We start from the raw sequence: 26,304 nt of genomic DNA on the forward strand, positions 1-26,304 counted from the left end.
ACCCCAGAAAGACTATCTGGTTGATAGGTCGAAGGTGTAAGTGCAGCAATGTATTTAGCTTATCGATACTAATAGGTCGAGGACTTGACCAATATTTATTTGATGTTCATTAATTAAAATATATATGCAGTTTTTAGAGTGTTAATTTAACTCACAATAGAATAAGTGTGCTGGTGTGGCTCAACGGTAGAGCAGCTGACTTGTAATCAGCAGGTTGTAGGTTCGATTCCTATCACCAGCTCCAGTAAAGACTATGTTTTTAACATAGTCTTTTTTATTATATAATATATTTATTATTTTATATAGTTTATAGAAATAGACAGGAAATTGATAAATTTAAGTAAAAAATAGCTATTAAGTAAGAAATAGCTATACAGATTAAAATAATTATTTTAATCTGTATGTGAATACCTTAACGCAAAAATTTGATTATTTGTGTAAGAATTGTTAAAAAGACATGTATATTTAATTTGAAACTAACTTGCCATGGATTACCATTCTAGCATCATCAAATTCATAAGTGCATGTAGAAAGTGTAACTATCTTATCTTTACTACTTACTTTCATATTTGATTTATGTAATGATTTGGAAGTAATAGCATCTATGTATTTTTGATAGTCTGATTCGCTATTAAAGCTTGTTTTTAGATAATCATAATCAGATTCTACAATATAGGCAGAAAATACTTCATATAATAATTCTTTTCCATCCATAGTGATTTTTATTTGATTGTTTTCTTTAAAGAAATCATCATCTTTAAACTTATTTAGATTATTAAACATTGTTTTGTTTTTCATATTATGTCCATATACTATAACATTTTGGTCATCCAGAGATTTATTTCTATAATCCATGAATAATGTACCTGAGATAGATTTTTTACCATAAAAGTCTTTGTCAAGATAATAAGAATTATCTTTAGATTGTACAACTGGATAATTTATATTTGTATTATCAACAGAAAGCCAAAACTTAAAATCTTTGTTTATTTTTAATAAGTCTTCTTTTTTATTTTCTTTTTTCTGAAGTTGAGCAGATACTTTAGTATCATGGCTGTACTTGCTAAGCTTTAAGCATATATTAAATCCACTATAGATTATTACTAATATTAATATAATATTAATTATTACTCTATATAATTTTTTCAACATTCCACCTCAAATCATAAATAATAGTTTATATACCTATATTACACTATTTTTGAAGAAATTTAAATTTTTAGTATAATATTACTTTGACATACTTAAGTATTTATGATAATATAGCTAAGTAAAATGAATATTAAGTAAGCCAGATAATCGCATGTAATTTTACATGAGGAAAGTCGGAGCTCCATAGAGCAGGGTGCTAGGTAACACCTAGTGGGAGCAATCCTAAGGATAGTGCAACAGAAATAAACCGCCACTTAAGTGGTAAGGATGGAAAGGCGAGGTAAGAGCTCACCAGCAGCTAGGCGACTAGTTGGCTATGTAAACCCCACCTGGAGCAAGACCAAGATAGGAATAAAGAGTGCTGCTCGTACTCTCCGGTAGGTAGGTCGCTTGAGCTTATTGGTGACAATAAGCCTAGAAAGATGATTATCTAATACAGAACTCCGCTTATAGACTTGCTTAATTTTTTCGATAGGTGAAACATCAGTTTAAACTGATGTTTTTTTATTTGCAAATTTGTCTAATTTACTTTCAAAATTTTGTGGAATATTGTAATATAAGTTAGTACAGATATTAAAAATGGTATAATATAAGATGGATATAAAAAGAAAAAGTAAAATGATGTAAATAATATGATATGATATAAGATGTAGTAAATTTAGTAACTAATTATTAAAATATCATAATCAAATTAGTAATTTTACATAATGTAAATATCACAATAAAATAATTGATTTAAGGAGTGAAGGTTTTGAGTGAAAATAATATAATAAGAAATACTGTTTTAAATGTCACAGCAAGTTTTTTAAAACAAGAGTCTAAGATAAATGAAAAATTAGAAGGTGTTTTAGAAAAGAAATTTGAAAAAGTAGAATTCAATGAAGCAAAATATGCTGAGCTTTTAAAATTTAATATATTGTTTTATAAAACATTAGCAAGAAATACAGAACCGCTTATCGGGAAATGGATAGTAGATAAATACATACCTGAAATAGATGAATTAGAGAAAGAATTAGAATTAACTACAGCTAAATGTAGAAAGTATGTAAATAAGGCAATGAAGGATGGTTTAGACTGTCTAAAAGCCAACGATTTAAGTAGTTTTTTAGCTTATGATAAAATGGACCTATTAGAGAGACGAAGACGTTTAGAAAAGGATTATAAGGTTCTAAATCTATATAAAGACCTTCTTAATATAACACTTAGAAAGATAAGTTTAGAAAAGAAAGATTGTGCAAGTTTATTTCTTAAGAATCAAGCTGATGCTAAAAGAGAACTAAAAAGAGAAATAATATTCTGTGTAAATAAGATATTAGCTAGTAGCAAAGAGGTAGTACCTAAAAATATAGAAGAGAATTCTGAACAAAGCAGTGAAGATATAAAAGCAACAGAAATTGAAGATTTACAATTAGGTAAAGATAATTCAGAAAATGATGTTTTATTAAATTCAGTTAAAAAGTCAGAATTAGGAAAAGAACCGCAGATAAATGATGTAGAAGCAAAGTTTATGGATAAACTAAATAGTTTAAATGATGAAAGTATATCTCAAACTGTATATAATGAATATAAAAAATTATGTGGGTTAGAAGAACTTCCTTATGTTGAAGGCTATGGCTTTGGTGGAGAAGTTATTAAAGACTTTGTTTGTGCAACAGTTGCATTAGAATTTTTGAAGAGAAGAAATAGAGACCTTATAGAAGGTGCGATGAGATTAACTATAATTGGAGAATTTGGTGCTGAAAATTTTAAGGAATTCATAGATTATGTAATTAAAAATAAAACAGAAATTAGTGAAAATGTTTGGGAAGAAGCACACATTGTTCTAAAAGATAAATCTTCTGAATTAGAAAATCACGATATTGTATCAAAGAGAACTAGAAAAAATAAAGACATTGATATTGAAGAATATATTTATATGATAAAAAATGCAGATAAAGATGTTTGTTTTAGAAGTAGCATTTCTATAGAGGAAGATACTAAAGAAGAAGTAATTAATAAGAATGAAAATATAGAGAATGTTATAGAAAATAAAGAAGATATTGAAAAAGATTATGATATAAACAAAGAAGAAATAATTGAACCAGAAAATAAGAAGAGTAGAAAAAAAGATAAATTATTTGGATTTATGAAAAAGGAAAGCAAAAAAGAGGATGTGCTAGAAGAAACTGAAAAGGAAGAAATTGGATTAGATAATACTTCTGATACAGTTCCAAGTGAAGCTGATGAATCTATTAAGGAAAATATAGAAAACTTAGAAGAAATAAACCAAAGTTTAGAAGAAGAACGCAGCATAAAAATAGAAAAACCAATAAATAATGATGAGTTAGATAAAAAACTATCAGCAAGTAATGAGCCTAAATCTGAAAAAGAAAGTAAGGGATTAGGTGATGAAATGCCAAAAGAAGCAGAAGAAAAAAAGGTAGAAAGTGAAAAATCAGTAGTAATACCTATTAACAAGAAAGAAAAAAATAGCAAAAAGTCTAAACATTCTTCTAAGTCTAATTCTAAGGAAAAGAAAACAGAAATAAAAAATTATGAATCAAATGAAGAAGATTCTATAGATGATGAAGAGGTTGGTTCTAAAAAAAGCAGATTAAAAGAGACTATTATAGCTATAGTTATAGTGGCAATTGTTGGTGTAGGATACTTTATAACAGTAGGCAATAACAAGAAAAATGATAAAGACACGACACCTCCAAAAGCACCAACTCAGCAACAAGCCAACAATAAACAAACAGAAGAAGAAAAGAAAGCAAAAGCTGAAAAAGAAAAGAAAGAAGCAGAAGAAAAGGCAAAAGCAGAGGAAAAAGAAAAAGCTGAAAAGAAAGCAAAAGAGATGGAAGCATATAAAGACGGTAAAGGTGTATATTATACTGTCTATGCAGGTTCACTTAAAGTTGAAGCAACAGCAAAAGAAACAGCAAAAGAATATGAAGCTAAAGGTATTTCTTCAACAATAGTTCAAGAGAATGGATATTATAAAGTGAAGATAGGTGATTATTCTGAGTATGGAGAAGCACAAGAAAAATGTAATGAATTAGCTAAGAAATCTATTGATACATATATAGCGATGTATGATAAGTACTATGATTACAAATTAGAAGATTTGAAAGAATCAGCTCCTTCATTAAGTGCTGAAGAACTTAGACAAAAATATGAAGATTTAAGAAGTGAGTTAAAAAATAAATCTGGATATCGTGAATATGTTAAACATTTAGATAAACTTTATGAAGAAATAGTTGAAGGTGCTTAGGATATTTATTAAATAAGGACGAATTATGTCTCAAAATAAAAAGTATTAAAAGATATTATTTATTTTGAGACATTTTATTCACCTTTAGAAAATAATTATAATTTTGTTTAGGCGGTGAAGGTATGTTGAAATTAGGAGAAAAAATTATATATGAGCTTTCAGATGGATTTGAGCTTAGTGGTATCAGTAGATATTCAAAAGAATCTAAGAAACTTCATATAACAAATTTAGGTAATATTATAATCAGCAAAGCAGATGAAGTTAATGATGAATCAGGGGTAAAATATATATATAGTTTTTCAGATAATAAAAAAAAGTTAGAAGCAGTTTTAGAAGGTTCTCAAATAATCATTTATGGAGATAACTTGCCTTTTTATATAAAAAGTGAGAATTCAAGTAAGAATGTTACAGCAAGTTTAACTATGAAAATAACTTTAGATGAATATGATTTAATTTGTAAGAACCAAAGAGAATTTATATTTTATTTAAAAGACAACATGACTATCTTGAGTTTAGATGATAATAAATTTTATATGGGTGGAATTAATAAAGATAATGAAAAGTTTATATTTATCAGTGGAAAAAATAGATTTGAAATAAACTTTGATGATATAGAAAGATATATTTTAGAAGATAAGAGAGTTTCTCTAAAGGGTTATTTTCATATGGAAAGAGAAGGTCTTATAGTAAGGTCTATTTCTATATTTAATAATAATGTAGAAAATATAGTTCCAGCCGATTTAAGTGAGAGAGTTAAAGATAATAAGAAAATAGGAAATCTTCCTAAAGATTGTGAGATAGTATTCTGTAAAATATCAGGAAATATAGATGGATTTGATTATAAAAATACTAATATGCTTTTAGTAAAATATCAGGATCAACTTATTTTTATAAATAAGAAGTCTAAAAAAACTATTGTTAAGTCAACAAAAGATAATTGTTCAAAGTTAATTTTAGGAGAAGACATTATATTATATGATAATAAAAATGTATTTAACTTGCACATAAATGATAAAAATAAAGAAGCTATGCAAATAGAGGATTTAAAAGATATAGAAAATGAAATAGTAGGATATACATTAAAACATGCCCCATTTTTTATCCAAGAAGATTTTAATAGTTTAACAATAATGAAGTCTTTCCAAAAAGAAATTATATCTATAAAAAATAGTGATGTTAAAGATATTGTAATTAATAGAGATATTGAAAGTAAAAATTCTGATTTTGTAGAAACAGAAATAAAATTTAATAATCAAAAAATAATTTTAAATTTAAGTAGAAGTATGGTTCAAAAACTTATGCAAGATGTCTTTATATATGCAAAAAAACCACTACTTAAAGACGTTTCTGTTGAGATTTTATATAAAAATTGGTCTAAAGCTATGAATGATATGATAATATTTAATTTCTTTGGAAATATTTATTACATGAAATCTGAATTTGATAAAGTATTAGAAAGAGAACTGAATGATGAAATAAGAATAGAAGTCATAAATGCACTTTATAATCAGATACAAGAACAGAGAAATAATTTAGACTTGATATCAGCTTATACTCCAAGAATATTAGAAAATCAAGATATAGAGTTATTTGAAAAGTATAATGCAAAACTTGATGTACAAGTATTTAGACAGATTAAAAATTTATTCTTTGATTTATCATACAATATAAGTAGTTATTTAGATGGAGTTGAAAAAAGTTTAGATAATATTATATTTGTAATATCAGGTGAAGATAAGAAGCGATACAATTATAGGATGTTAAAGGAAAGTGAAAGTGCAAACTTGGATGTATTTTTAAAACAAGCTATATCAAGATTAAATCATTTAGTAGAAAATATGTATCCTTACTATGTGGATGAAACTAGTAGAGAGATGTTTAAGTTATTTGAAGTTTTATGGAAAAATTATAAAAATATTAATGATGATAGTATAAAAGAAGTATTATTCGAGAGAATAACAAATACATATGTATTTAGACAATTGACATTAAATAATAATACAAATGAAAGAAGAAAAGACATAATTGAAAAAATATATAATTCTGTTGATTATGGAGCCAATAAGCTAGATGAAAATATGTTTTTCACAGGAGGAATGAAGTATGTCAAGTAAATACAATGTATGGAATTTTAATTATGAGTTTTTAGGTCTGAATTCAAGTGATGAAAAAAATAATGAAGTTTATTATGAGATTGATTTAGATGAAGTCTTGAATGAAAACTATATAAGTGAAGATATAGATGGAGATTTAGATACTGATGGAAATAGCATCTTAGGAGAATTAATATCAGAAATGGATATAGATGAAGATGTAAGTGTTGACATGACATATCAAGAATTAGAAGTGGATTTAGAAGATTTAGATTCATATTTGGATGATGATATAGATAGTGATATAAAGGGTATTTTGGATGAAATTTAGTACCTATGTGAGTTTTAGGTAGAATATAGACAATATAATATATTAACTTATAAAAACTAAAGGTAGATGAAATTTCATCTACCTTTATGTTCTTGTAATGTTAAGAATTGGGATAATATAGAGTTTGAAGAAAAAGTATAAATATGGTATATTAATTTGGTACAAGAGAAAATTTACGAAGAAGGGTGAAAAAATGCAGATGACAGTAAAAAAAGCGATAATACCAGCAGCAGGGCTAGGAACTAGATTTTTACCAGCAACAAAATCACAGCCCAAAGAAATGCTTCCTATAGTAGATAAACCAACTTTACAGTATATAATAGAAGAAGCTATAGACTCAGGAATTGAAGAAATTCTTATAATAACAGGTAGAAATAAAAAATCTATAGAAGACCATTTCGATAAATCAGTTGAATTAGAGTTAGAATTAGAACAAAAAGGTAAGACAGAAATGCTAGAAATGGTAAGAGATATATCAAATATGGTAAATATTCACTATATAAGACAAAAGGAGCCAAAAGGTCTTGGACATGCAATTTACTGTGCAAAAAGTTTTATAGGAGATGAACCTTTTGCTGTATTATTAGGTGATGATATAGTAGACTCAGATGTGCCTTGTCTAAAGCAATTAATAGATACTTATAATGAATATAAAACAACTGTACTAGGTGTTCAAAAGATAGCTAAAGAAGATACAAACAAATATGGAATATTGGATATAAAACATATAGAAGATAGGGTTTATAAAGTTAAAGATATGGTTGAAAAGCCTGCAATTGAAGAAGCACCATCAGACATAGCCATACTTGGAAGATATATAATAACTCCTGCAATATTTGATATATTAGAGAAACAAACACCTGGAAAGGGTGGAGAAATACAGTTAACAGATGCACTTCAAACTCTTGGAAAACAAGAAGCTATCTATGCTTATAATTTTGAAGGAAGAAGGTATGATGTGGGAGATAAGATTGGTTTTTTAGAGGCGACAATAGATTTTGCTCTAAAAAGAGAAAATCTAAAAGATGATTTAATGGCTTATATGAGAAAAAAAGTAAGCGAAAAATAAATTTAGAAAAGAGGTAATTACTATGGCGGTTTTAGTAGCTGGAGGAGCAGGATATATAGGAAGCCATACAGCAATAGAACTTTTAGAATCAGGTTATGAAGTTGTTATAGTTGACAATTTAAGTAATAGTAACTCAATAGTAGTTGATAGAATTAGAGAATTATCTGGAAAACAAGTAAAATTTTATAATATTGATATAACTAATAAAAATGAAATGCACACTGTATTTAAAGAAAATAATATTGAATCTATTATACATTTTGCAGCTTTAAAAGCAGTTGGAGAATCAGTAGAAAAGCCAATTGAATATTATAGCAATAATCTAATAAGTACATTAAATTTATTTGAATTAATGAGAGAATATGGTGTTAAGAAATTTGTATTTAGTTCATCAGCTACTGTATATGGAGATCCACATACTTGTCCGATATTAGAAGATTTCCCGCTTTCTGTAACTAATCCATATGGAAGAACTAAGCTTATGATAGAGCAGATGTTAGTGGATATATCAAAAGCAGATGAGTCATTAGATATAGCACTTTTAAGATATTTTAATCCAGTAGGTGCTCATAAGAGTGGAAGAATTGGTGAAGAACCAAATGGAATTCCAAGTAACTTAATGCCTTATATAACAAAAATAGCAGTGGGTAAATTAAAAGAACTAAGTGTATATGGAAATGATTATCCAACTCATGATGGGACTGGAGTTAGAGATTATATACATGTATTAGATTTAGCTGCTGGTCATGTAAAGGCATTACAAAAATTAGAAGAAAATCCAGGACTTGTTGTTTACAATTTAGGAACTGGTAAAGGATATAGTGTTCTTGATTTAGTTAAAGCATTTTCTAAAGCCAGTGGAAAAGAGATACCATACAAAATTGTTGGAAGAAGAGCTGGAGATGTAGCAATGTGTTATGCAGATTCATCAAAAGCAGAGAAAGAACTTGGATGGAAAGCTAAATATGAACTTGAAGAAATGTGCCAAGATTCTTGGAGATGGCAAAGTATGAATCCAAATGGATACGAAGCATAAAATGTATATTAAAGGGTTAAATGTAACAAATTTGTAAATACAAGATATTGGTAATTTTATGTTATAATTAGAGGCGTGTAGTTATGTTTCTAAAAGAGGGGGAAGTTGTAGTGAAAAAAAGTCTAAAAAAGTATTTAGTACTAGCAATGACTTTAGTTTTAGTATTTGCATGTGGTGTACCAGAATCAAGTGCAGCCAGTAAACATGTAATTATAGTAAACTCAAGAAAAAACACTCTGGGATATTTTGTAAATAGCAAGCTTGTAAAAGAATTTAAAGTTGCAACAGGGAAAAAAGGTTCAGAGACACCAACAGGGAAAACAAAGGTAGTTAACAAGATAAAAAATAGACCATATTATAAAGGAAATATACCTGGAGGAAGCCCAAAAAATCCATTAGGAGATAGATGGATGGGATTAGCACTAAAAGGAACTTATGGAGATACATATGGGATACATGGAAATAATAATGAAAGTTCTATAGGAAAACACATTTCTGGTGGATGTATAAGAATGCACAATAAAGAGGTTAGATGGTTATTTGACCAAGTTCCAGTAGGTTCAGATGTAATTATAGATTATAGTAATGACAGTTATACTAAAATAGCAGCAAAATATAAGATAAATTTAAACCAAACAGGATGGAAAACAGAAAATGGTAAGAAGTATTATGTAAAATCTGATGGAACATACCAAAAAAATAGTTGGTTAAAAGTAAATGGAAAAATGTATTATTTTGATGCTTCAGGAGTAATGCAAACAGGATGGAAGACAATTAATAACAAAAAATATTACTTAGGAATTGATGGAGTAAGAGTATCTGGATGGAAGGTAATTGATGGAAAAACTTATTACTTTAATTCAGATGGAGTAATGCAAACAGGATGGCAAGAAAAAGATGGCAAGAAATACTATCTAGGAAATGATGGCTTATCAGTAGTAGGATGGCAAGAAATAGATGGTAATAAGTATTACTTTGATAAAACAGGAGTAATGCAAACAGGATGGCAGCAATTAGAAGGTAAATCTTACTATTTAGACAAAGAAGGTAAAATGCTAACAGGAACTCAAAAAATAGATGGAAAAGATTATACTTTCAATGAAGATGGAACAATAAACCCTACATGGAACACAGTTGTAGGAGCAAATAGATTTGATACAGCTAAAAAAATAAGTGAAGTTGGAAATTGGGGTGCTGACAGTTCAGATACTGTTGTATTAGTAAATGGAAATGCAATAGCAGATGGAATAACAGCAACGCCTTTGGCAAGTAGTTACAATGCAACAATATTACTTACTAATACAGATAAATTACCAACTGAAACTGTTGCAGAAATGAATTCATTAGCACCTAAAACAGTAATTTTAATAGGTGGAGAAAATGCAATAAGTTCTAAATTAGAGCAAGAAATAAAGAGTACTTTTAATGCAGAGACAAAGAGAATATCAGGTCAAGATAGATATCAAACTGCTGTAAGAATAGCTAATGAACTTGGAAACAGAGAAGAAATAAAGACAGCTTATATGGTTTCTGGAAATGGAGAGGCAGATGCTCTATCTGTAGCTTCTAAAGCTGGAGAAGAAAAACAACCTATAATACTAGTTAAGAAAGATGGAATTACAGAAGAATCTTATATTTGGCTAACAGAAAGAAAATTAGAAAATGCATATTTTATAGGTGGACCAAATGCAATTAATGATTCAACAATAGCTAAGATGAATGAAATAACTACTGAAGATGTTTCAGGAAATAGAATATATGGAAATGACAGATTAGATACTAATGCTAAAGTTATAGAAAAATTCTATGGCGATACTGATTTACAATCTGTGTTAGTTAGCAAATCAGATGCTTTAGTAGATGCTTTATCAGCTGGACCATTAGCTGCAAAATTACACTCACCAATAGTTTTAATGGATAATTCAGGATTATCAGCAGAACAAAATAGAGTATTTGCAAATAAAAAAGTTGAAACTCCTTATCAAATTGGAGGAGGAGTATCTTATATAGGTATGGATAAATTAATAGATATTCTTAGAAAATAATAAAACTATATAAATAATGTATAAAATGAAATTGAGATGTAAAATTCAACAGCCTAAAGCTTTGATTGTTTATATCTCAATTTTTTATTACAAAATTAAGTTTAAGTTATCTAAAAATCTTGGAATATTTTCAAAACTCATATAAAATAAATATAGGTGATATCATCATATGTTAAGAGGGTGAGTGAAATTATAAAGAAGAAGTATATAATGTTTATTGATGAAAGTGGGAGAGCTGATATAAATCATGAGGACCCATTTACATTAACAGGAGTAATTTTTGAATATAAATATGCAGTGAGTCAAGGTGATTATGTCTGTTGTTTAAGGAAAGAGATGGATGCCTTTAAAGATTATTGCTTTGGAACTAGTAATATAGGAATACACTTGACTGATATATCCAGAAAGTCAAGAGCATTTGAAAGGTTTGATGATTCACAAATTAAGTTATTTTATGATGAATTACCTTTATTTCTATCTAAACTAGAGTGCACCATAATATCAGTAACAGTAGATAAGGCTAGATTAAAAAAATACTATGCACCTTCAAAGGAACCTTATGTTGTAGCTTTTATACATGTGCTTCAAAATTTCTATTCATTTGTAAATAATGAAAATGTAGAGTCTGCAAGAATCGTTATTGAATCAAGAGATGATGTTTCAAATTTAAAAGTACAAAAGGCATTTTTTGATGTTTTTAATAATGGAACAATATATTTAGATATAGATGAAGAGTTAAGAGACAAGGTAAAAGGTTTTATAATTGCCAAAAAGGAAGATGTAGATTACAAAGAAGGTTTAGAAATAGCTGATATTCTATGTAATCCTCTTAGTAGAGCTAGAAGAGGATTAATAGAAGCAAATCCAAAATGTGTGCAATATGGAGAAAAAAATAAAATATTTAAATCTGTAAGAAGTAAAATATACACTCCAACTAGTTTAAATGACATAAGAAATTGGGGTTTTAAAGAAGTTCCGATTGTAGAGCCTGTTGGACCATGGCTTGAAAAAATGAGATAGATAGATTGACAAATTTTTAGAAAATTGATATAATATAAATAACTTAGTTATTCAGGAATTGAAATACAGTTGCTGTTATATAACGATTATTACTGAGACTCGGATGCCGACTGTCAGTTAAGAATCTATACTTTTAGAAGTATAGATTTTTTTATTTTGGAAGAAACCCTAAAAAAGAGACTATTTAAAAATAACCTCTTTTATTAATACTTATAATTGAGCATTTTTAATGACAAAGTTTTTGAAATTTTTAATTGCAGGAGGCAAATATCTATCCTTTATAACTGCTAAGTAAAAATTTCTTTCCCAACTTGGGTAAACGATTTGAATTACTTTTACTTTTGTAAACTTAAGCATAGGCATATTTGGTACTACAGCTATACCGAAATTTTTTGCAACTAATCCAGCAACTACCTGGTCTTCTTCTACCTCATGAACTATGTTAGGTTGTTGATTTATTTTTTTAAACATGTCATCAATTATATATCTAAGTCCACTTCTTTGATTAAATACTATTTGAGGATAAGGTATTGTCTCTTTTAAATCTATAGTATCTTTTGTAGCCAGTGGGTGGCTATATGGTACAATTAATACTAAATCTTGTTTGGATACAGGTATAAATTCAATTCCCTTCTCTTTTTCAAGTTTTGAGCAAAAAGCAATATCGTATTTTCTTTCCTTAAGACCTTGGATAATATCAGTAGTTACACCTGTATGAAATTTAAAGTCAATTGATTTATCAGGATTAGATTTTAAGAATCTATGAACCATATCAGGTATAAAGTCTGTACCAAGTGTTCTAAGGAAAGCTAAGTCAATTTGACCTTCACCAGTACCCGTTATCTTTAGTGACTTTACACTTGAGTCTAAGATTTCTAATGATTTTTCCACGTCTCTTAAAAATATTTTACCATATTTAGTTAAAACTATATTTCTACCTTCCTTTTCAAATAGAGACACTCCAAGTTCACTTTCTAACAAAGAAATAGCATGACTCAAACTTGGTTGTGTTATAGATAAATTTTCTGCTGCTTTTGTATAGTGCTCTAAATGTGCCAATGTAACAAAATAGCGTAAGTGATATAAGTTCAATTTTTGTTCATCCTTTCATGAGTATCGTATTTTTTATTTGTATGTATTTAAAGAAGTTGACCTTAAAGAAGTTTTTCACATTTTTATTATATATGATTACAGCGTAATAATAAAAGCTTTTAAAGAAATTTATCGTTTTTTGTCTTAAATTTTAGATAGATAGAGTTAAGGTATATATTAATAAATTATATTATCAATAAAATCTATAAACAAAATCTATGAATTGATAGGAAATTATCAATTTGTTATTAATAAAGTCTCATGATACAATGAATTTATAAAATCTAGATAAAGATAAATCAAAAAAATATTTTTATTTTTAAAGTAAAATAATGCTACTAGTAGAATAAATAAAAAAATAAAATCAAAAAAAAGATTAATTATAAAGAAATTAAAGGGGGCATATTTAAATTATGAATAATCAAAAAAATATTAACATTCCAATTACTATTAGTTCTTATACATTAGGCACAGAAGTTTCATTCCGTGATAGAGTGCGTATTGCAAAAGAAGCTGGATTTGATGGCATTGGATTACGTGCTGAAAATTATGTGGATGCAAAAAACGCTGGAGTTACAGACGAAGAAATGCTTTCAATTCTTGATGAATATAATATGAAAGTTACAGAAGTAGAATATATAACTCAATGGGGGACTAAAGAGGATAGAACAGAAGCTCAACAAGAAAAAGAACAAAATGTTTATCATATGGCTCGTTTATTTAATGTTAAACATATAAACTGTGGTCTATTAGAAATGGTACCAGAAGAACAAATTATAACTGCATTAGGAGAATTATGTGATAGAGCAGGAGAACTTATTATAGGACTTGAGTTTATGCCATACAGCGGTGTGCCAGATTTAGCTACTGCTTGGCGTGTTGTAAAAGGATGTAACCGTGAAAATGCAATGCTTATATTAGATACATGGCACTGGGCTAGAGCAAAACAAACAGTAGATGACCTTGCACCTGTTCCAGCAGAAAAGATAGTATCAATTCAAGTTTGTGATGTTTTAGAGACACCTTATGAAAAACTTAGAGATGAATCACTACATGACCGTGTAGCTCCAGGTGAAGGATATGGAAATACAGAAGAATTTGTAAAAATAATCAAAGAACATAATATATCACCAGAAGTTATAGGTGTTGAAGTAATATCTGATTCTTTAGTAGCTAAAGGATTATCAACTACAGCTGAGACTGTATTTAAGGCAACTAAAAAAGTATTAGATAAAGCATGGCCAGAAGTATCTCCAAAATAAAAATAGACTTATTCGATATTAAAGTATATAAAGCATAAAAATATAAGAAAAAAATATAAAACTTGAAAGGAAGGAAAACCTTATGAAGATTAGTTCTATGTTTACACCTATAAAAATTGGTTCAATGACAGTTCCAAACCGTTTTGTAGTTCCTCCTATGGGAAATAATTTCGCAAACACAGATGGTACTTTAAGTGAAACTTCTAAGGCTTATTATCTTGAACGTGCCTTAGGTGGTTTTGGATTAATAACTATAGAATCTAGTGTTGTGGATAAGAAAGCTAAAGGAGGACCTCGTAAACCTTGTTTGTATGATGATAGCACAATAGATAGTTTTAAAAATGTAATAGATGCCTGTCATAATGCAGGTTCAAAAGTATCTATACAATTACAACATGCTGGTTCTGAGGGAAATGAAAAAATTGCAGGGTATCCTTTAAAAGCTGCTTCTGCAATACCTGCGTCAAATGGACGTAATACACCATTAGCAATAACAACTGAAGAAATATATGAACTTATAGAATCTTATGGAGATGCTGCGTTACGTGCAAAAAAAGCTGGTGTAGATGCTGTTGAAGTTCACTGTGCTCATGGATATTTAGTTAGTAGCTTTATATCACCAAGGACAAATAAACGTGTAGATGAATTTGGTGGATGTTTTGAAAATAGAATGAGATTACCTCGCCTTATAATTGAAAATATACGTAAAAAGGTAGGTAATTCTATAGCAATACTATGTCGTATAAATAGTACAGATGATATTTTAGGTGGAATTGATGTACATGATAGTTCAGTAATCGCAGCTTATTTAGAAGATTGTGGAGTAGATGGACTTCATGTTTCACGTAGTATACATATACATGATGAATATATGTGGGCTCCTACAGTTCTTCATGCTGGATTTAGCGCAGATTTAGTTACAGAAATAAAGAAATCTGTTAGTATACCAGTAATAACTGTTGGTCGTTATACAGAGCCACAATTTGCTGAATTAATGGTTCGTCAAGGTAGATGTGATTTAGTAGCATTTGGTAGACAAAGTTTAGCTGACCCAAGTATGCCTAACAAAGCTAAAAATGGGAAGTTAGATGAAATGATACCATGTATTGCGTGTCTACAAGGTTGTGTGCCAAACATGTTCCAAGGTAAGCCTATAGCTTGTCTTGCAAATCCGATATTAGGTCATGAATCTGAACTTAAACCAGCTGAAACTACAAAAGAAGTTCTTGTTGTTGGTGGTGGTGTTGGAGGTATGCTTGCAGCATGGGTATGTGCTGAGAGAGGGCATAAGGTAACTATAGTTGAAAAATCTGAAATGCTTGGTGGTCAAATGCGTTTAGCTGCATATCCTCCAGGTAAAGGAGATATTACTAATTTAGTTCGTAGTTATATTTCAAAGTGCAATCAATATGGTGTAAAAATATACACTAATACAGAAGTTACAGTAGAGTTTATAAAAGAAAAATCACCTGATGCAGTTATTGTAGCTACTGGTGCAACTCCACTTGTACTTCCTATACCAGGAATTAATGAATCAGGATTAATACATGCAGTGGATCTTCTTGATGGAAAAGAATCTTGTGGAAAGAAAGTTCTTGTTGTTGGTGGTGGAATGGTTGGTTGTGAAGTGGCAGCCTTCCTTGGTGAACAAGAACATGATGTTACTGTTATTGAATTAAGAGAACAAGTTGGTGCAGATGTAATTTCTGAACATCGTAAATTCCTTATGGATGATTTTGAAAGTTACAATATACATACTGTTACTGGTGCTAAAGTTGCTAAATTCTATAACGATGGAGTTGACTATTCACTTGCAGATGGAACAGAAGATAATTTAAAAGGCTTCGATTCAGTAGTACTTGCTATGGGTTCTCGTAATTATGACCCATTAAGCGAAGAAGTAAAGAAATTTGTGAATGAAACTTATGTTGTTGGGGATGCAGTAAAGGCTCGTAGAGCATTGGATGCAACAAAAGAAGCTTTTGAAGTAGCATTAAATATATAGTTGAAATTAAATAGATGTTTCTTTGCAAATAATTAAATAGATTATTTGCAAAGAAATTGATGATATTGGGAGGATATAAAATTATGGAAATTTCAGGAAGAACAGGGTTATTCGCATTAATAGGTACACCAGTGGGGCATTCTAAATCACCACTAATGTATAATTATAGTTTTGAAAAATTAGATTTAGATTATAGATACTTAGCTTTTGATATTACTGTGGACAAGGTAAAAGATGCACTTTCAGCTATAAAGACGTTCAACATAAAAGGAGCAAATGTAACAATGCCATGTAAAACTGCTGTTACAGAATATATGGATGAACTTTCTCCAGCAGCTCGTATAATTGGAGCATGTAATACAATTGTAAATGAAAATGGAAAGTTAATTGGACATATAACAGATGGTGTTGGTTATGTTCGTAATTTAAAAGAAAATGGAGTTGAAGTAAAGGGTAAAAAACTTACGATTATGGGTGCTGGTGGTGCGGCAACTGCTATACAAGTACAATGTGCATTAGATGGAGCAAGAGAAATATCTATTTTCAATGCTAAGGATGATTTTTATAAAAGAGCGGAACAAACAATTGAAAATATAAAGAAAGAAGTACCAGAATGTATTGTTAATTTATATGATTTAGCAGATACAGAAAAACTTTATGAAGAAGTATCATCAAGTGATATTTTGACAAATGCAACGCTTATTGGGATGAAACCTCATGATAATGAAACTAATATAAAAGATGTTAGTGTATTAAGAAAAGAGTTAGTTGTAACAGATGTTGTTTATAATCCAAATAAAACAAAAATGATTGAGGATGCTGAAGCTAATGGTTGTAAAGCTATTGGTGGATTAGGAATGTTATTATATCAAGGAGCTGAGGCTTTTAATCTATACACTGGATTGGAAATGCCTGTAGAAGAAATTAAAGAATTATACTTTAAATAGACGAAAAAATAATACTTTAATAATATAGAATATATATGTATCTCAATGTTTTGATATTACCTTACAAAATATTTTGATATTACTTTACAAATTGTCATAGTGGGTTTTGTATCGGTGGTATAGTTAAATGTAAAAGTTTAGCTATTCTTTAAACCCATTATGGGAATGCGTTTATTGTATATAAAAATGTTAAGAAATTAACAAGAATGGGAGAATAACTATGAATAATAAAAAATACTATCCTACTGCCATAGCGTTGTATTTTTCATATTTTTTACTTGGTATTGGAATTTCAATTTTAGGACAATATAAACCAGAATTTGCATCTATGTGGGGAGCTAAGACACTATCAGATGGAACTCTTGATGTGAGTATTGTTTTAGCAGTTATTGCTGCATTAGGGTTAGGTAGACTTATATCATATCCATTTGCAGGCCCTATTTCAGATAAATATGGAAGAAAGGTAAGTGGACTTATAGGTAATTTTCTACATGCAATTTTCTTTATTGGAATTGTATTTTCACCAAATTTTTACATAGCGTATATATTTGCAGTAATTGGAGGTGCAGCAAACTCATTTTTAGATACTTGTGTAACACCTTCTTGTATGGAGATATTTGCTAGTCTAGGAACAATAGCAAATATGTTTACTAAATTCACAATAGCTTTAGCGCAATTTTTACTTCCTTTTATAATTGGATTTGTTGCAGCAAATTCAATATCATTTAAAGTTATTTTTATAGTAACAGCTGTTCTTATTATTGTAGATGCAATTTTAATAGCTATATTGCCATTTCCTCCAGCTAACAATGTTATTGATAATAATGGAAAGGCTGTTAAGTCAGAAAAAATGAAGTTTACACCAACAAGTATAGCTCTTGTTTGTATTGGATTTACATGTACATCTACATTTGTACTATGGCTAAATTGTAATCAAGAATTAGGTAAATTATATGGTATGGCTGACCCTACAAAAATTCAATCTTTTTATTCAATGGGAGTAATCTGTGCAGTATTAATAACTTCTGTGCTTATAAAAAAATATGTTAAGCCAATAAGAATACTTGTTATCTATCCTGTAATAGCTTCAATTATGTTATTAATTGTGTATTTTGTTCAGTCTCCAACTATTTGTATGGTAGGAGGATTTGTAATAGGTTATTCAGCAGCAGGTGGTGTGCTTCAATTGACTACATCGACAGCAAATGAAATGTTTCCAACTAATAAAGGAAAAATAACATCTATAGTTATGATTGCATCTAGTATAGCTAACTATGTTATTTTAAATATAGCTGGATTTATTACAAAATCTGGTGGAGTAAATGGACCAAAATATGTTGTACTATTTAATGTAGCTATAACATTTGTTGGAATTTTACTTGCATTGTTTGTAAACATGAGATATGAAAAAGAAAAAGTACATGATTGTAATATGTAACATTAGTATAATATAATTGTAAGTATTTTTAATTTTAACATGTCTGAAAGAAGAGGTGTGACAATGGAAAATATAGAAAAAATAAGAGAAAAAATAGACTTATATGATGATGAGCTGATTGATTTACTTGAGAAAAGAATGGAATGTATAAAAGGTATTATTGATATTAAAAAGGAAAAAGGTCTTCCCATTTTACAGCCAGACTATGAAAATAAAAAAGAAGTAGCATTAATTGAGAAGCTAAAAGGTCATAAGTTTGAAGATGAAATTATAGATATTTTCAGATATGTAGTAAAAAATAGTAAGAAAATACAGGCTAAAAATTTATTCTCTTACAATATAATGCTTGTTGGATTTATGGGGGTAGGAAAAAGCACTGTATCATCATACTTGAGTCATTTATTAGAAATGGAGCAAGTAGAAACAGATGCATATATAGTTGAGCATCAAGGGATGAGTATTTCTGAAATATTTGAAAAACGAGGAGAAGAATATTTTAGAAATCTTGAAAGCCAAGCATTAATAAATTTACAACAAAGAGAAGGACTAGTTGTTTCCTGTGGGGGAGGAATCGTACTTAGAGATAAAAATGTAGAATATATGAAAAAAAGTGGAAGAGTTGTTTTATTAACAGCAAGTCCAGAAACTATTCTTCAACGTGTTAAACATAGTGATGAAAGACCAATACTTAATAATAATATGAATGTTGAATTTATATCTGATTTGATGAAAAGACGAGAAGAGAAATATATGGCATCAGCAGATATTATTGTAAATACAGATAATAAAACAATAAAAGAAATTTGTGAAGAGCTGGTCGTAAAGTTAACGGAACTTGATAAATAAATTCTAATTTAACAAAACCATTGTTAAGCAATGAAACTTTAATATTTGTACAATTAGTATTACTGGAAATTTTAATTTCTAGTAATATTTTTTTATGTGTAAAAATGTAAATTCATTAAAATAAGTAGTATAATCAATATAAATTATAATAATGTAAAGGAGGATAATTTAGTGGGTAGTATTTTTAAGCAACTACAAAAGATTAAGGATTATGATGGATATAAAGAATCATTTGAAATGAATTATTTATGTATATACGAAAAGATACCTTTAAGAGAACAAGTAGAACTTGCAAATAATTTGGTAGAGAATATTTTAAATATTTATAGAAGTGAATCTAATAAAATTGACCTGTTAGAAGAGTATAGTCATAAGTCTCTAATTTGTTATTTTGAAATTTTTATGAAAAAGATAAACACTCTAATAAAAGAGCGAATAATTGATGAAAAGTGGTTATATCAGCTAACAGAGGATTTAATATATACAAGTGAAAAAGATGAGTATGTAAAACTTGGGCTTGTTTTAAGTGAAAATTATTTAGATGTAGATAATATAAGAGAAATAGTGGATACATTTTCTAAATCTGGAGAATACATATTTTACTTAAGTAATACTATTAGAAAACTTGAGTTTTACAATACATATTTGTTTAATCTATCTAGAATATCTACAGGCTCAATAAAAGTATTTGCCATTGTCAATATGGAAAATCTAGATTCTGAAATAACCTCTTATTTAATTGAAGAAGGATATAAAGATAAAAAATATGAAGGATTACTAATGAACTATATTATTTCTACAGTAGATTTAAGCGAATATCTTGAAAGACGAGATTTAGATAAAGATAAGGTAAACAACTTAGCATATCTTATATGCAATTATTTGTTAAGTGTAGAATTTAAATATATAGGGAATAAAGTGGAATTAGTGAATCAATTTCTTCCAATTGTAGCAAGCTATGGGACTAACTTTGATAGTCTGTATTCTATTTTTTTAATAGCAGTAGGTGTTTTAGAGGATGACAAAGTAAGTTGTGATAAAGTTGAATTTAAGAAAGAAATGAATAATGTTTTACTCAGTGAAAAGTGGAAAAGTATATTCTTTAAAGCATTAAATGAAGCTGATGGAAAAACAGAAGATATGATAAAAATGTCAGAAATCTATGATGTACGTTTATCTTTTGATGATTTATTACCATATTTAAATAAAGATATTCGAGATTTTGAGGTATATTGGCATATATCTAAAAAGGGAAGTGCAAGCTGTAAGTTGAAGTTATTAGATTTTTTTGAAAAAACATTTAAAACAGAAGAGTTAATTGGAAAAATGGAAGATATAGAAAAAAATAAATTAACACAAGAATATTATGATGATATGTTATTTTTCATTGTCCTTAAAGGTAGTAAATCACTGTACCCTAAAGGAAAAAATTTATCTTTAAAAGGACTTTTTGGAAACATAAATGAAGTACGTAAGGAATCTATAAATATTTTGAAGAGGTATAGAGAGAGACTTTCTCTTAAAGAAATGCAAATAGTTAAAGAAGCTTATGAAAAAGAAAAAAATATCAAATTAAAAGATGAGTTAAGACGATTGTTATATGAAAGTAATAATTTAAAAAAAGAATTTGTAAATACTAAAAAGCTGAAGGTAAATGAGCATGGTAAAGACATTTATTTGATTTCAGTAGCTGTTGCTGGCTCAAGGTTTAGAAATAGAGAATATTTAGAAAATGAATTGGAGAAGAGTAAGATATACTATCTAAAAAGAGAGAAAGATAATTTATATGATGAAAATGCTATTAAAATAGTTGGAGAAACTGGGTATGTAATAGGTTATGTTCCAAGAAAAGATAATTATATTTTGAGTAATTTATTAGATGGAGGAAAACTTTTGTATTGTAGAGTAACTGAATACAATTTAGATGAAGATTATATTTACATAAACGTATATTTAAGTTATAAAGACGTGATTGAAACTGTTGAAAATTCACTTAAAATGGTATTAGATAGAAGTAAGGTAAAAGTTATAAACTAAATAATATTATGAATTATATGAAATTTAAACTGTAATCAATCTTCACTTGATGATGGGTTATATAAAATTTTGAAAGTACAATGGATAGAATCTATGTCACAATGTACAATCTTAGATGAGGGCGAATTTAGTGGTTATGTAGGCTTTGACGAGTGTAATGGAAATAGATTTTGGACAAAAGAGGAAATAGAATCCTTGACATTTATACCAGAAATATATAAAAGCAGTTATGTATAATTTGAATTAATGGACTTATGTGATAAACAAGAATACATATGAGCTTTTATTTATAAATCAAAACATATTGAGTATAGCTCCAAACACAGAGATAAATCAATTGTGTTATAAGGTATTTTAGAATAGAGATAAACCATGTGAAGTTTGTCCAATGAATGAACAAAAAAGTGCGTGCCTAATGTGTTGTAATGATATAACTAAGTATAAAAAAATGAATCTAAATCTGAACCTAACTGTTAGTGATGTATTTATAATATAATAGCTATTTTTATTTTAATAAAATATAGCATAAAGAAACCAATTGTTTTGTAAGTAGACTATACAAGCTTACTTGAACCTGTATCTCTACAAAACAATTGGTTTTATTCTATTTTATAATTTTAAATTTAGAAGGAATTTTAACTTCTGATTTTTCTTTTATTTTAGAAGCTTGTTTTTTAACTTTTTCCAATAACTCAGATTCGTTTACAACTAATACCTTTCTTTCTTTCATAAGCCACTTTCCATCACAAATTGTAGAATCTACATTTTCGCTAGTCATAGAATACACTATGTTTCCAATTGGATTATGCATTGGTAAGCAATGAATTGTATCTGGATTAAGAATAATCATATCTGCTTTTTTGCCAACTTCAAGACTGCCAATTTCTTTTTCAAGTAAAGCACATTTTGCGCCATTTATAGTAGCCATTTCTAATATTTGTTCAGCTGGAATAACTGTTGGATTTAAAGTTCTTCCTTTATGTATTAATGAAGTTAAATACATATCTCTCATTAAATCCATTCTATTATTTGAAGGAGCCCCATCAGTACCAATTGAGACTGGAATTCCTTTTTCTAGCATTTCAGGAATTGATGCAAAACCTAGTACTACTTTCATAGCTGCACCAGGGTTATGAGAAACTTTTACATCATGTAATCTGAATAAATCAATTTCTTTATGCGTAAGCCAAACTGTATGAGCAGCTAAAAGGTTTGGCCCCAAAACACCTAACTTATCAAGATATTCAACTGTTCCAACTCCAGTATTTTGTTTTACAAATGAAATTTCATCAGCTATTTCAGCTACATGCATATGTATACCTGTGTTGTATTTGTCAGCTAATTGTTTAGTTCTAACAAGTAAATCCTCAGTTGTATTAAAAATAGTTCTTAAAGCAAACCATATTTTAATTCTTTCATTAGATGTATTATTAAACTTATGGTATAAATCTAATTGAGTGTTGATTTCTTCATCAGTAGTTTTTTGCCATGCTTCAGGAAGACCATCTCCTGTATCCATAACTGATTTAGCTAGACATGCTCTAATTCCAGTTTTATCAACAGCTTCAACCATAGCATCGACATATTGACCACCAGACTCTAAAAATGTAGTGACACCAGATTTTATTAGTTCTACACAACATGCAGTAGATGAGATTAAAGAATCTTCGTAATTAAAGCTACTTTCATATGGCCAGATTCTTTCTCTAAGCCATGTTAAAAGAACAACATCATCAGAAAGACCACGACCTAATTGTTGAGATAAGTGAACGTGTGTATTGACTAATCCTGGCATTAATATTTTTCCATTAGCATCGTATATTTCAGCATCTTTATCTACAATATTATTATCAAATTTCCCAACTTTTTTTATAATATTGTCTTCAATAAGTATACTTCCATTCTCATATACTTCTCTATCTGTATTCATAGTGATTAGATATGCATTTTTTATAAGTAATTGTGACATAAATATCATCCCTTTTCTATGTATTTTTCTATCTATATATTATGATAATAAATTTTATATATAAAGTTAATAGCAAAATCAATTTAGATATAAAATTGATTTTGCTATTTTTAAATTAAAAATAAATAAGCTTTTAATATATCAAAATTAAAATACTAACTTAGTACTAAGTTTACAACTGCAAGTATACCTATAACCCAAAGTGTTATACTAATCTTATCAGTTTCTTTAGCTACAACATGCATTATTATATATGAAATAAATCCAAAACACAAACCAATACTTATACTATAAGTTAGAGGCATCAATAAAACTGTAACAAAAGCAGGGACTGCTATTTTACTATCAGCAAAATCGATTTGTTTTATACTTTCAAACATAAATACACCAACCATGACAAGTGCAGGTGCTGCAGCATAAGTAGGAACTATACCAAGTAATGGTGTAAATATAAGTGTAGCTAAGAATAATGCCGCTGTTACTACAGAAGCAAGTCCAGTTCTTGCACCTGCTGCTATACCAGAAGCCGATTCTCCAAATGTTGTAACTGTACTAGTTCCTAAAAACGAACCTATTAAAGTAGAAGAAACATCTGCATATAACATTTTTCCAAGGTCCTTTATTTCTCCATTTTCATCTTCAAGACCCATCTGTTTGCAACAAGTGATAAGGAATGCTAACGAATCAAACATGTCTATAAACATGAAAGAGAAGATAGGTCCAATTAATGAGAATTTTAACGCTCCTATAATATCTAATTTAAAAGCAATTGGTGCTATACTTGGTGGTGTTGAGATTATTGCTGTTGGTAATTCTACAAATCCACATATAATAGATATTACTGTTGCGACTACTATACTTATTAATATTCCACCTTTAATTTTTTTGTATTCTAATATTGCCATTAAGATAAGTGCAAAAAGAGCTATTAAAACTGTTGGTGTAAAATCTGCAAGTGAAACTATTGTATCTGGGTTTGCAATTATAACCCCCATGTTTTTTAAACCAACAAAAGCAAGGAAAAGACCTATACCTGCTGAAGATGCTACTGCTAATTCTCGAGGAATTGCATCAGCAATTGTCTTTCGTAAACCTGTTACTGCGAGTGTGAAGAATACACATCCAGATAAGAATACAACTCCAAGACCTGTTTGCCATGGAATTCCTGCTCCTATAACCAATGAATATGTGAAGAATGCATTTAGACCCATACCAGGTGCTAGTGCAAATGGTGCATTTCCTAAAATTGCAAATATCAGTGTACCAATGGCTGTAGCTAATATAGTAACTGTTATAAGTGCTGCTTTATCCATGCCAGCTTCAGATAATATTGCTGGATTTACGAAAACTATGTATGCCATTGTTAAGAATGTAGTAACCCCACCTATTACTTCTGTCTTAAGGTTAGAGCCACGTTCGCTGAATTTAAACATCTTGTCTAAAAAGCTTAATGATGAATTATTTCCATCTGGTTGTACATTATTAGTGTTTGGTACCATTTTTACCTCCAAAAAACTTTAAAATATAAACAAAAAAATATATATTCATATAGATAGAATAGAATATATATTAAAGTTAACATTCTATTCATAGAAAACTCATTTAAGGTGAGTTTGTAGAGACTATTAGACCATATTACTAATATTATATGAACATTTTCTATTTGTTTTTCTGTTGTATTATATCGTAATATTGTATTATTTACAATAAATTTAAAGAAATTATTCGTTTTTTTTGTCGATTTTATAAAAAACCGAGGTCATTTTTTATGAAGAATAATTATTTCTAAAGATAAATGTTACAGAAGTATAATAAATGTTATACTTCTGTAACACTTATGCTATTAATGGAAATTCATTATAAATAAGTTTGTGATATAATTATAAATGTACTGAATACAAGAATATTTCGTAAAAACTTTTTAATATATTGAAAGTACATATAATAGCTTAATATAATAATAAAAACGAGTTTAAAAATAATATAATTTATAGTGGAGGAGAAAATGACTAAGATTATTAAAGTACAAAAGCCTAAATTTACAGGGGAATTAGAAAATGTTGAAAATATTGAAGTTATATTAGATGATATATTCAATGATGAAAAAATATTTAATAAAACTATAGAAAATGAGGTTATAAGTGATTTAGATATTACAGGAGCAAGTTTTGAATCTTGTATATTTAGAAATGTATCCTTTGAAAATTGTAATTTAAAAAAGATTGACTTATTTGATGTAGTATTTGAAAACTGTAATTTATCCAATACGTCTTTCTATGGAGGAAGTATATACAGAGTTGAATTTAAAGACAGCAAATTAATAGGAGTTAGATTGGATGATTGTATACTTAAAAACGTATTGTTTAAGGATGTTTTAGGTAGATATTCTAACTTCTCGTTTTCTAAGTTCAAGATAGTTTCTATTTTAGATTCAAATTTTGAAAGTTCTGTGTTTCAGGAAGTAAAAAATGAAAATTTAGTATTCGAGTATACAAATTTAAAAAAATCGAATTTTAATGGAACTAAACTTTCTGGAGTAGATTTTACAACTAATAATATTGAAGGTATTGAAGTAGGAATAAATGATATTAGGGGAGCTTGTTTTGATGTGTCGCAAGCAATTGATTTAACAAAACTGATGGGAATTATCATAAAATGAAAATTATATGCAAATATTAAATTGGGAAAACGTTAACAATATGAGAATTT

General features: G+C 28.4%; 19 protein-coding genes, 1 tRNA gene, 1 rRNA gene, 1 other RNA gene and 1 riboswitch. Of the genes, 18 read left to right on the forward strand and 4 right to left on the reverse strand.

The annotated features are described in order from the left end of the window. Positions 1 to 92: ribosomal RNA gene (locus IC214_RS09935) — 23S ribosomal RNA — on the forward strand; the annotation flags it as partial. A 77-nt stretch (positions 93 to 169) separates the two neighbouring features. Then, positions 170 to 244 (forward strand) — tRNA-Thr (locus tag IC214_RS09940). A gap of 221 nt (positions 245 to 465) precedes the next feature. On the opposite strand, the gene srtB is transcribed toward IC214_RS09940, so the two are convergent. Continuing rightward, positions 466 to 1,152: a class B sortase gene (srtB, locus tag IC214_RS09945; protein ID WP_285891634.1), complete on the reverse strand. Its 687-nt coding sequence runs from the start codon at positions 1,150 to 1,152 to the stop codon at positions 466 to 468. A 131-nt stretch (positions 1,153 to 1,283) separates the two neighbouring features. On the opposite strand from srtB, the gene rnpB reads away from it, so the two are divergent. The 8 genes from rnpB (at position 1,284) to IC214_RS09985 (ending at position 11,999) form a co-directional block, all read left to right on the forward strand. Further along, an RNA gene (gene rnpB, locus IC214_RS09950) (RNase P RNA component class A) lies at positions 1,284 to 1,618 on the forward strand. A 276-nt stretch (positions 1,619 to 1,894) separates the two neighbouring features. Then, the gene (locus IC214_RS09955; protein ID WP_227866589.1) at positions 1,895 to 4,405 is read left to right on the forward strand and encodes an SPOR domain-containing protein; all 2,511 of its coding nucleotides are present in this window, start codon (positions 1,895 to 1,897) and stop codon (positions 4,403 to 4,405) included. 122 nt (positions 4,406 to 4,527) lie between these two features. Next, positions 4,528 to 6,519, forward strand: coding sequence for a hypothetical protein (locus tag IC214_RS09960; RefSeq protein ID WP_227432351.1), 1,992 nt, complete (start codon positions 4,528 to 4,530; stop codon positions 6,517 to 6,519). Beyond that, positions 6,509 to 6,829, forward strand: coding sequence for a hypothetical protein (locus tag IC214_RS09965; protein WP_227432352.1), 321 nt, complete (start codon positions 6,509 to 6,511; stop codon positions 6,827 to 6,829). Before IC214_RS09960 ends, IC214_RS09965 begins: the two co-directional genes overlap by 11 nt. Positions 6,830 to 7,022: 193 nt before the next feature. Continuing rightward, positions 7,023 to 7,898, forward strand: coding sequence for a UTP--glucose-1-phosphate uridylyltransferase GalU (galU, locus tag IC214_RS09970; RefSeq protein ID WP_285894577.1), 876 nt, complete (start codon positions 7,023 to 7,025; stop codon positions 7,896 to 7,898). A 22-nt stretch (positions 7,899 to 7,920) separates the two neighbouring features. After that, positions 7,921 to 8,934 carry a UDP-glucose 4-epimerase GalE gene (galE, locus tag IC214_RS09975; RefSeq protein ID WP_227432353.1) on the forward strand — a complete coding sequence of 338 codons (1,014 nt, stop codon included), beginning with the start codon at positions 7,921 to 7,923 and terminating at the stop codon, positions 8,932 to 8,934. Positions 8,935 to 9,044: 110 nt separating this feature from the next. Beyond that, on the forward strand, positions 9,045 to 10,979 hold the full coding sequence (locus IC214_RS09980; protein ID WP_227866590.1) for a cell wall-binding repeat-containing protein: 1,935 nt from the start codon (positions 9,045 to 9,047) through the stop codon (positions 10,977 to 10,979). A 210-nt stretch (positions 10,980 to 11,189) separates the two neighbouring features. Beyond that, positions 11,190 to 11,999: a DUF3800 domain-containing protein gene (locus tag IC214_RS09985; RefSeq protein ID WP_255613040.1), complete on the forward strand. Its 810-nt coding sequence runs from the start codon at positions 11,190 to 11,192 to the stop codon at positions 11,997 to 11,999. Between the two features lie 210 nt (positions 12,000 to 12,209). Here the strand turns inward: IC214_RS09985 and IC214_RS09990 are convergent, their stop codons facing one another. Further along, positions 12,210 to 13,091, reverse strand: coding sequence for a LysR family transcriptional regulator (locus IC214_RS09990; RefSeq protein WP_227432356.1), 882 nt, complete (start codon positions 13,089 to 13,091; stop codon positions 12,210 to 12,212). A 413-nt stretch (positions 13,092 to 13,504) separates the two neighbouring features. Here IC214_RS09990 and IC214_RS09995 point away from each other — a divergent pair, with 413 nt between their 5' ends. The 7 genes from IC214_RS09995 to IC214_RS10025 all read left to right on the forward strand — a co-directional run bounded on the left by IC214_RS09995 (position 13,505) and on the right by IC214_RS10025 (position 21,863). Further along, positions 13,505 to 14,353 (forward strand): sugar phosphate isomerase/epimerase family protein, encoded by an 849-nt coding sequence (locus tag IC214_RS09995; protein ID WP_227432357.1) that lies wholly within the window; start codon positions 13,505 to 13,507, stop codon positions 14,351 to 14,353. Between the two features lie 82 nt (positions 14,354 to 14,435). Next, positions 14,436 to 16,358, forward strand: coding sequence for an FAD-dependent oxidoreductase (locus tag IC214_RS10000; protein ID WP_227866591.1), 1,923 nt, complete (start codon positions 14,436 to 14,438; stop codon positions 16,356 to 16,358). 83 nt (positions 16,359 to 16,441) lie between these two features. After that, positions 16,442 to 17,305 (forward strand): shikimate dehydrogenase, encoded by an 864-nt coding sequence (gene aroE / locus IC214_RS10005; protein ID WP_227432359.1) that lies wholly within the window; start codon positions 16,442 to 16,444, stop codon positions 17,303 to 17,305. A gap of 220 nt (positions 17,306 to 17,525) precedes the next feature. After that, positions 17,526 to 18,743, forward strand: a complete 1,218-nt coding sequence (locus IC214_RS10010; RefSeq protein ID WP_227845576.1) for an MFS transporter — start codon at positions 17,526 to 17,528, stop codon at positions 18,741 to 18,743. A gap of 63 nt (positions 18,744 to 18,806) precedes the next feature. Beyond that, on the forward strand, positions 18,807 to 19,589 hold the full coding sequence (locus IC214_RS10015) for a shikimate kinase (protein WP_227824250.1): 783 nt from the start codon (positions 18,807 to 18,809) through the stop codon (positions 19,587 to 19,589). Positions 19,590 to 19,760: 171 nt separating this feature from the next. Further along, the gene (locus IC214_RS21175; protein WP_227862562.1) at positions 19,761 to 21,626 is read left to right on the forward strand and encodes an HIRAN domain-containing protein; all 1,866 of its coding nucleotides are present in this window, start codon (positions 19,761 to 19,763) and stop codon (positions 21,624 to 21,626) included. A 69-nt stretch (positions 21,627 to 21,695) separates the two neighbouring features. Next, a complete protein-coding gene (locus IC214_RS10025; protein ID WP_227862563.1) occupies positions 21,696 to 21,863 on the forward strand; it encodes a hypothetical protein in 168 nt (55 codons plus the stop codon). A 367-nt stretch (positions 21,864 to 22,230) separates the two neighbouring features. Here IC214_RS10025 and IC214_RS10030 read toward each other — a convergent pair whose 3' ends face one another. Both IC214_RS10030 and IC214_RS10035 read right to left on the reverse strand, forming a co-directional pair. Then, on the reverse strand, positions 22,231 to 23,595 hold the full coding sequence (locus tag IC214_RS10030) for an amidohydrolase (protein WP_227432364.1): 1,365 nt from the start codon (positions 23,593 to 23,595) through the stop codon (positions 22,231 to 22,233). A 155-nt stretch (positions 23,596 to 23,750) separates the two neighbouring features. Next, on the reverse strand, positions 23,751 to 25,094 hold the full coding sequence (locus IC214_RS10035) for an NCS2 family permease (RefSeq protein WP_227432365.1): 1,344 nt from the start codon (positions 25,092 to 25,094) through the stop codon (positions 23,751 to 23,753). A gap of 71 nt (positions 25,095 to 25,165) precedes the next feature. After that, a riboswitch (purine riboswitch) is annotated at positions 25,166 to 25,267 on the reverse strand. Between the two features lie 333 nt (positions 25,268 to 25,600). Here IC214_RS10035 and IC214_RS10040 point away from each other — a divergent pair. Then, on the forward strand, positions 25,601 to 26,254 hold the full coding sequence (locus IC214_RS10040) for a pentapeptide repeat-containing protein (protein WP_227860550.1): 654 nt from the start codon (positions 25,601 to 25,603) through the stop codon (positions 26,252 to 26,254). Positions 26,255 to 26,304 lie beyond the last annotated feature (50 nt).

The sequence above is a fragment of the Clostridioides sp. ES-S-0190-01 genome, assembly GCF_020658275.1.
Taxonomy (GTDB): Bacteria; Bacillota; Clostridia; order Peptostreptococcales; family Peptostreptococcaceae; genus Clostridioides.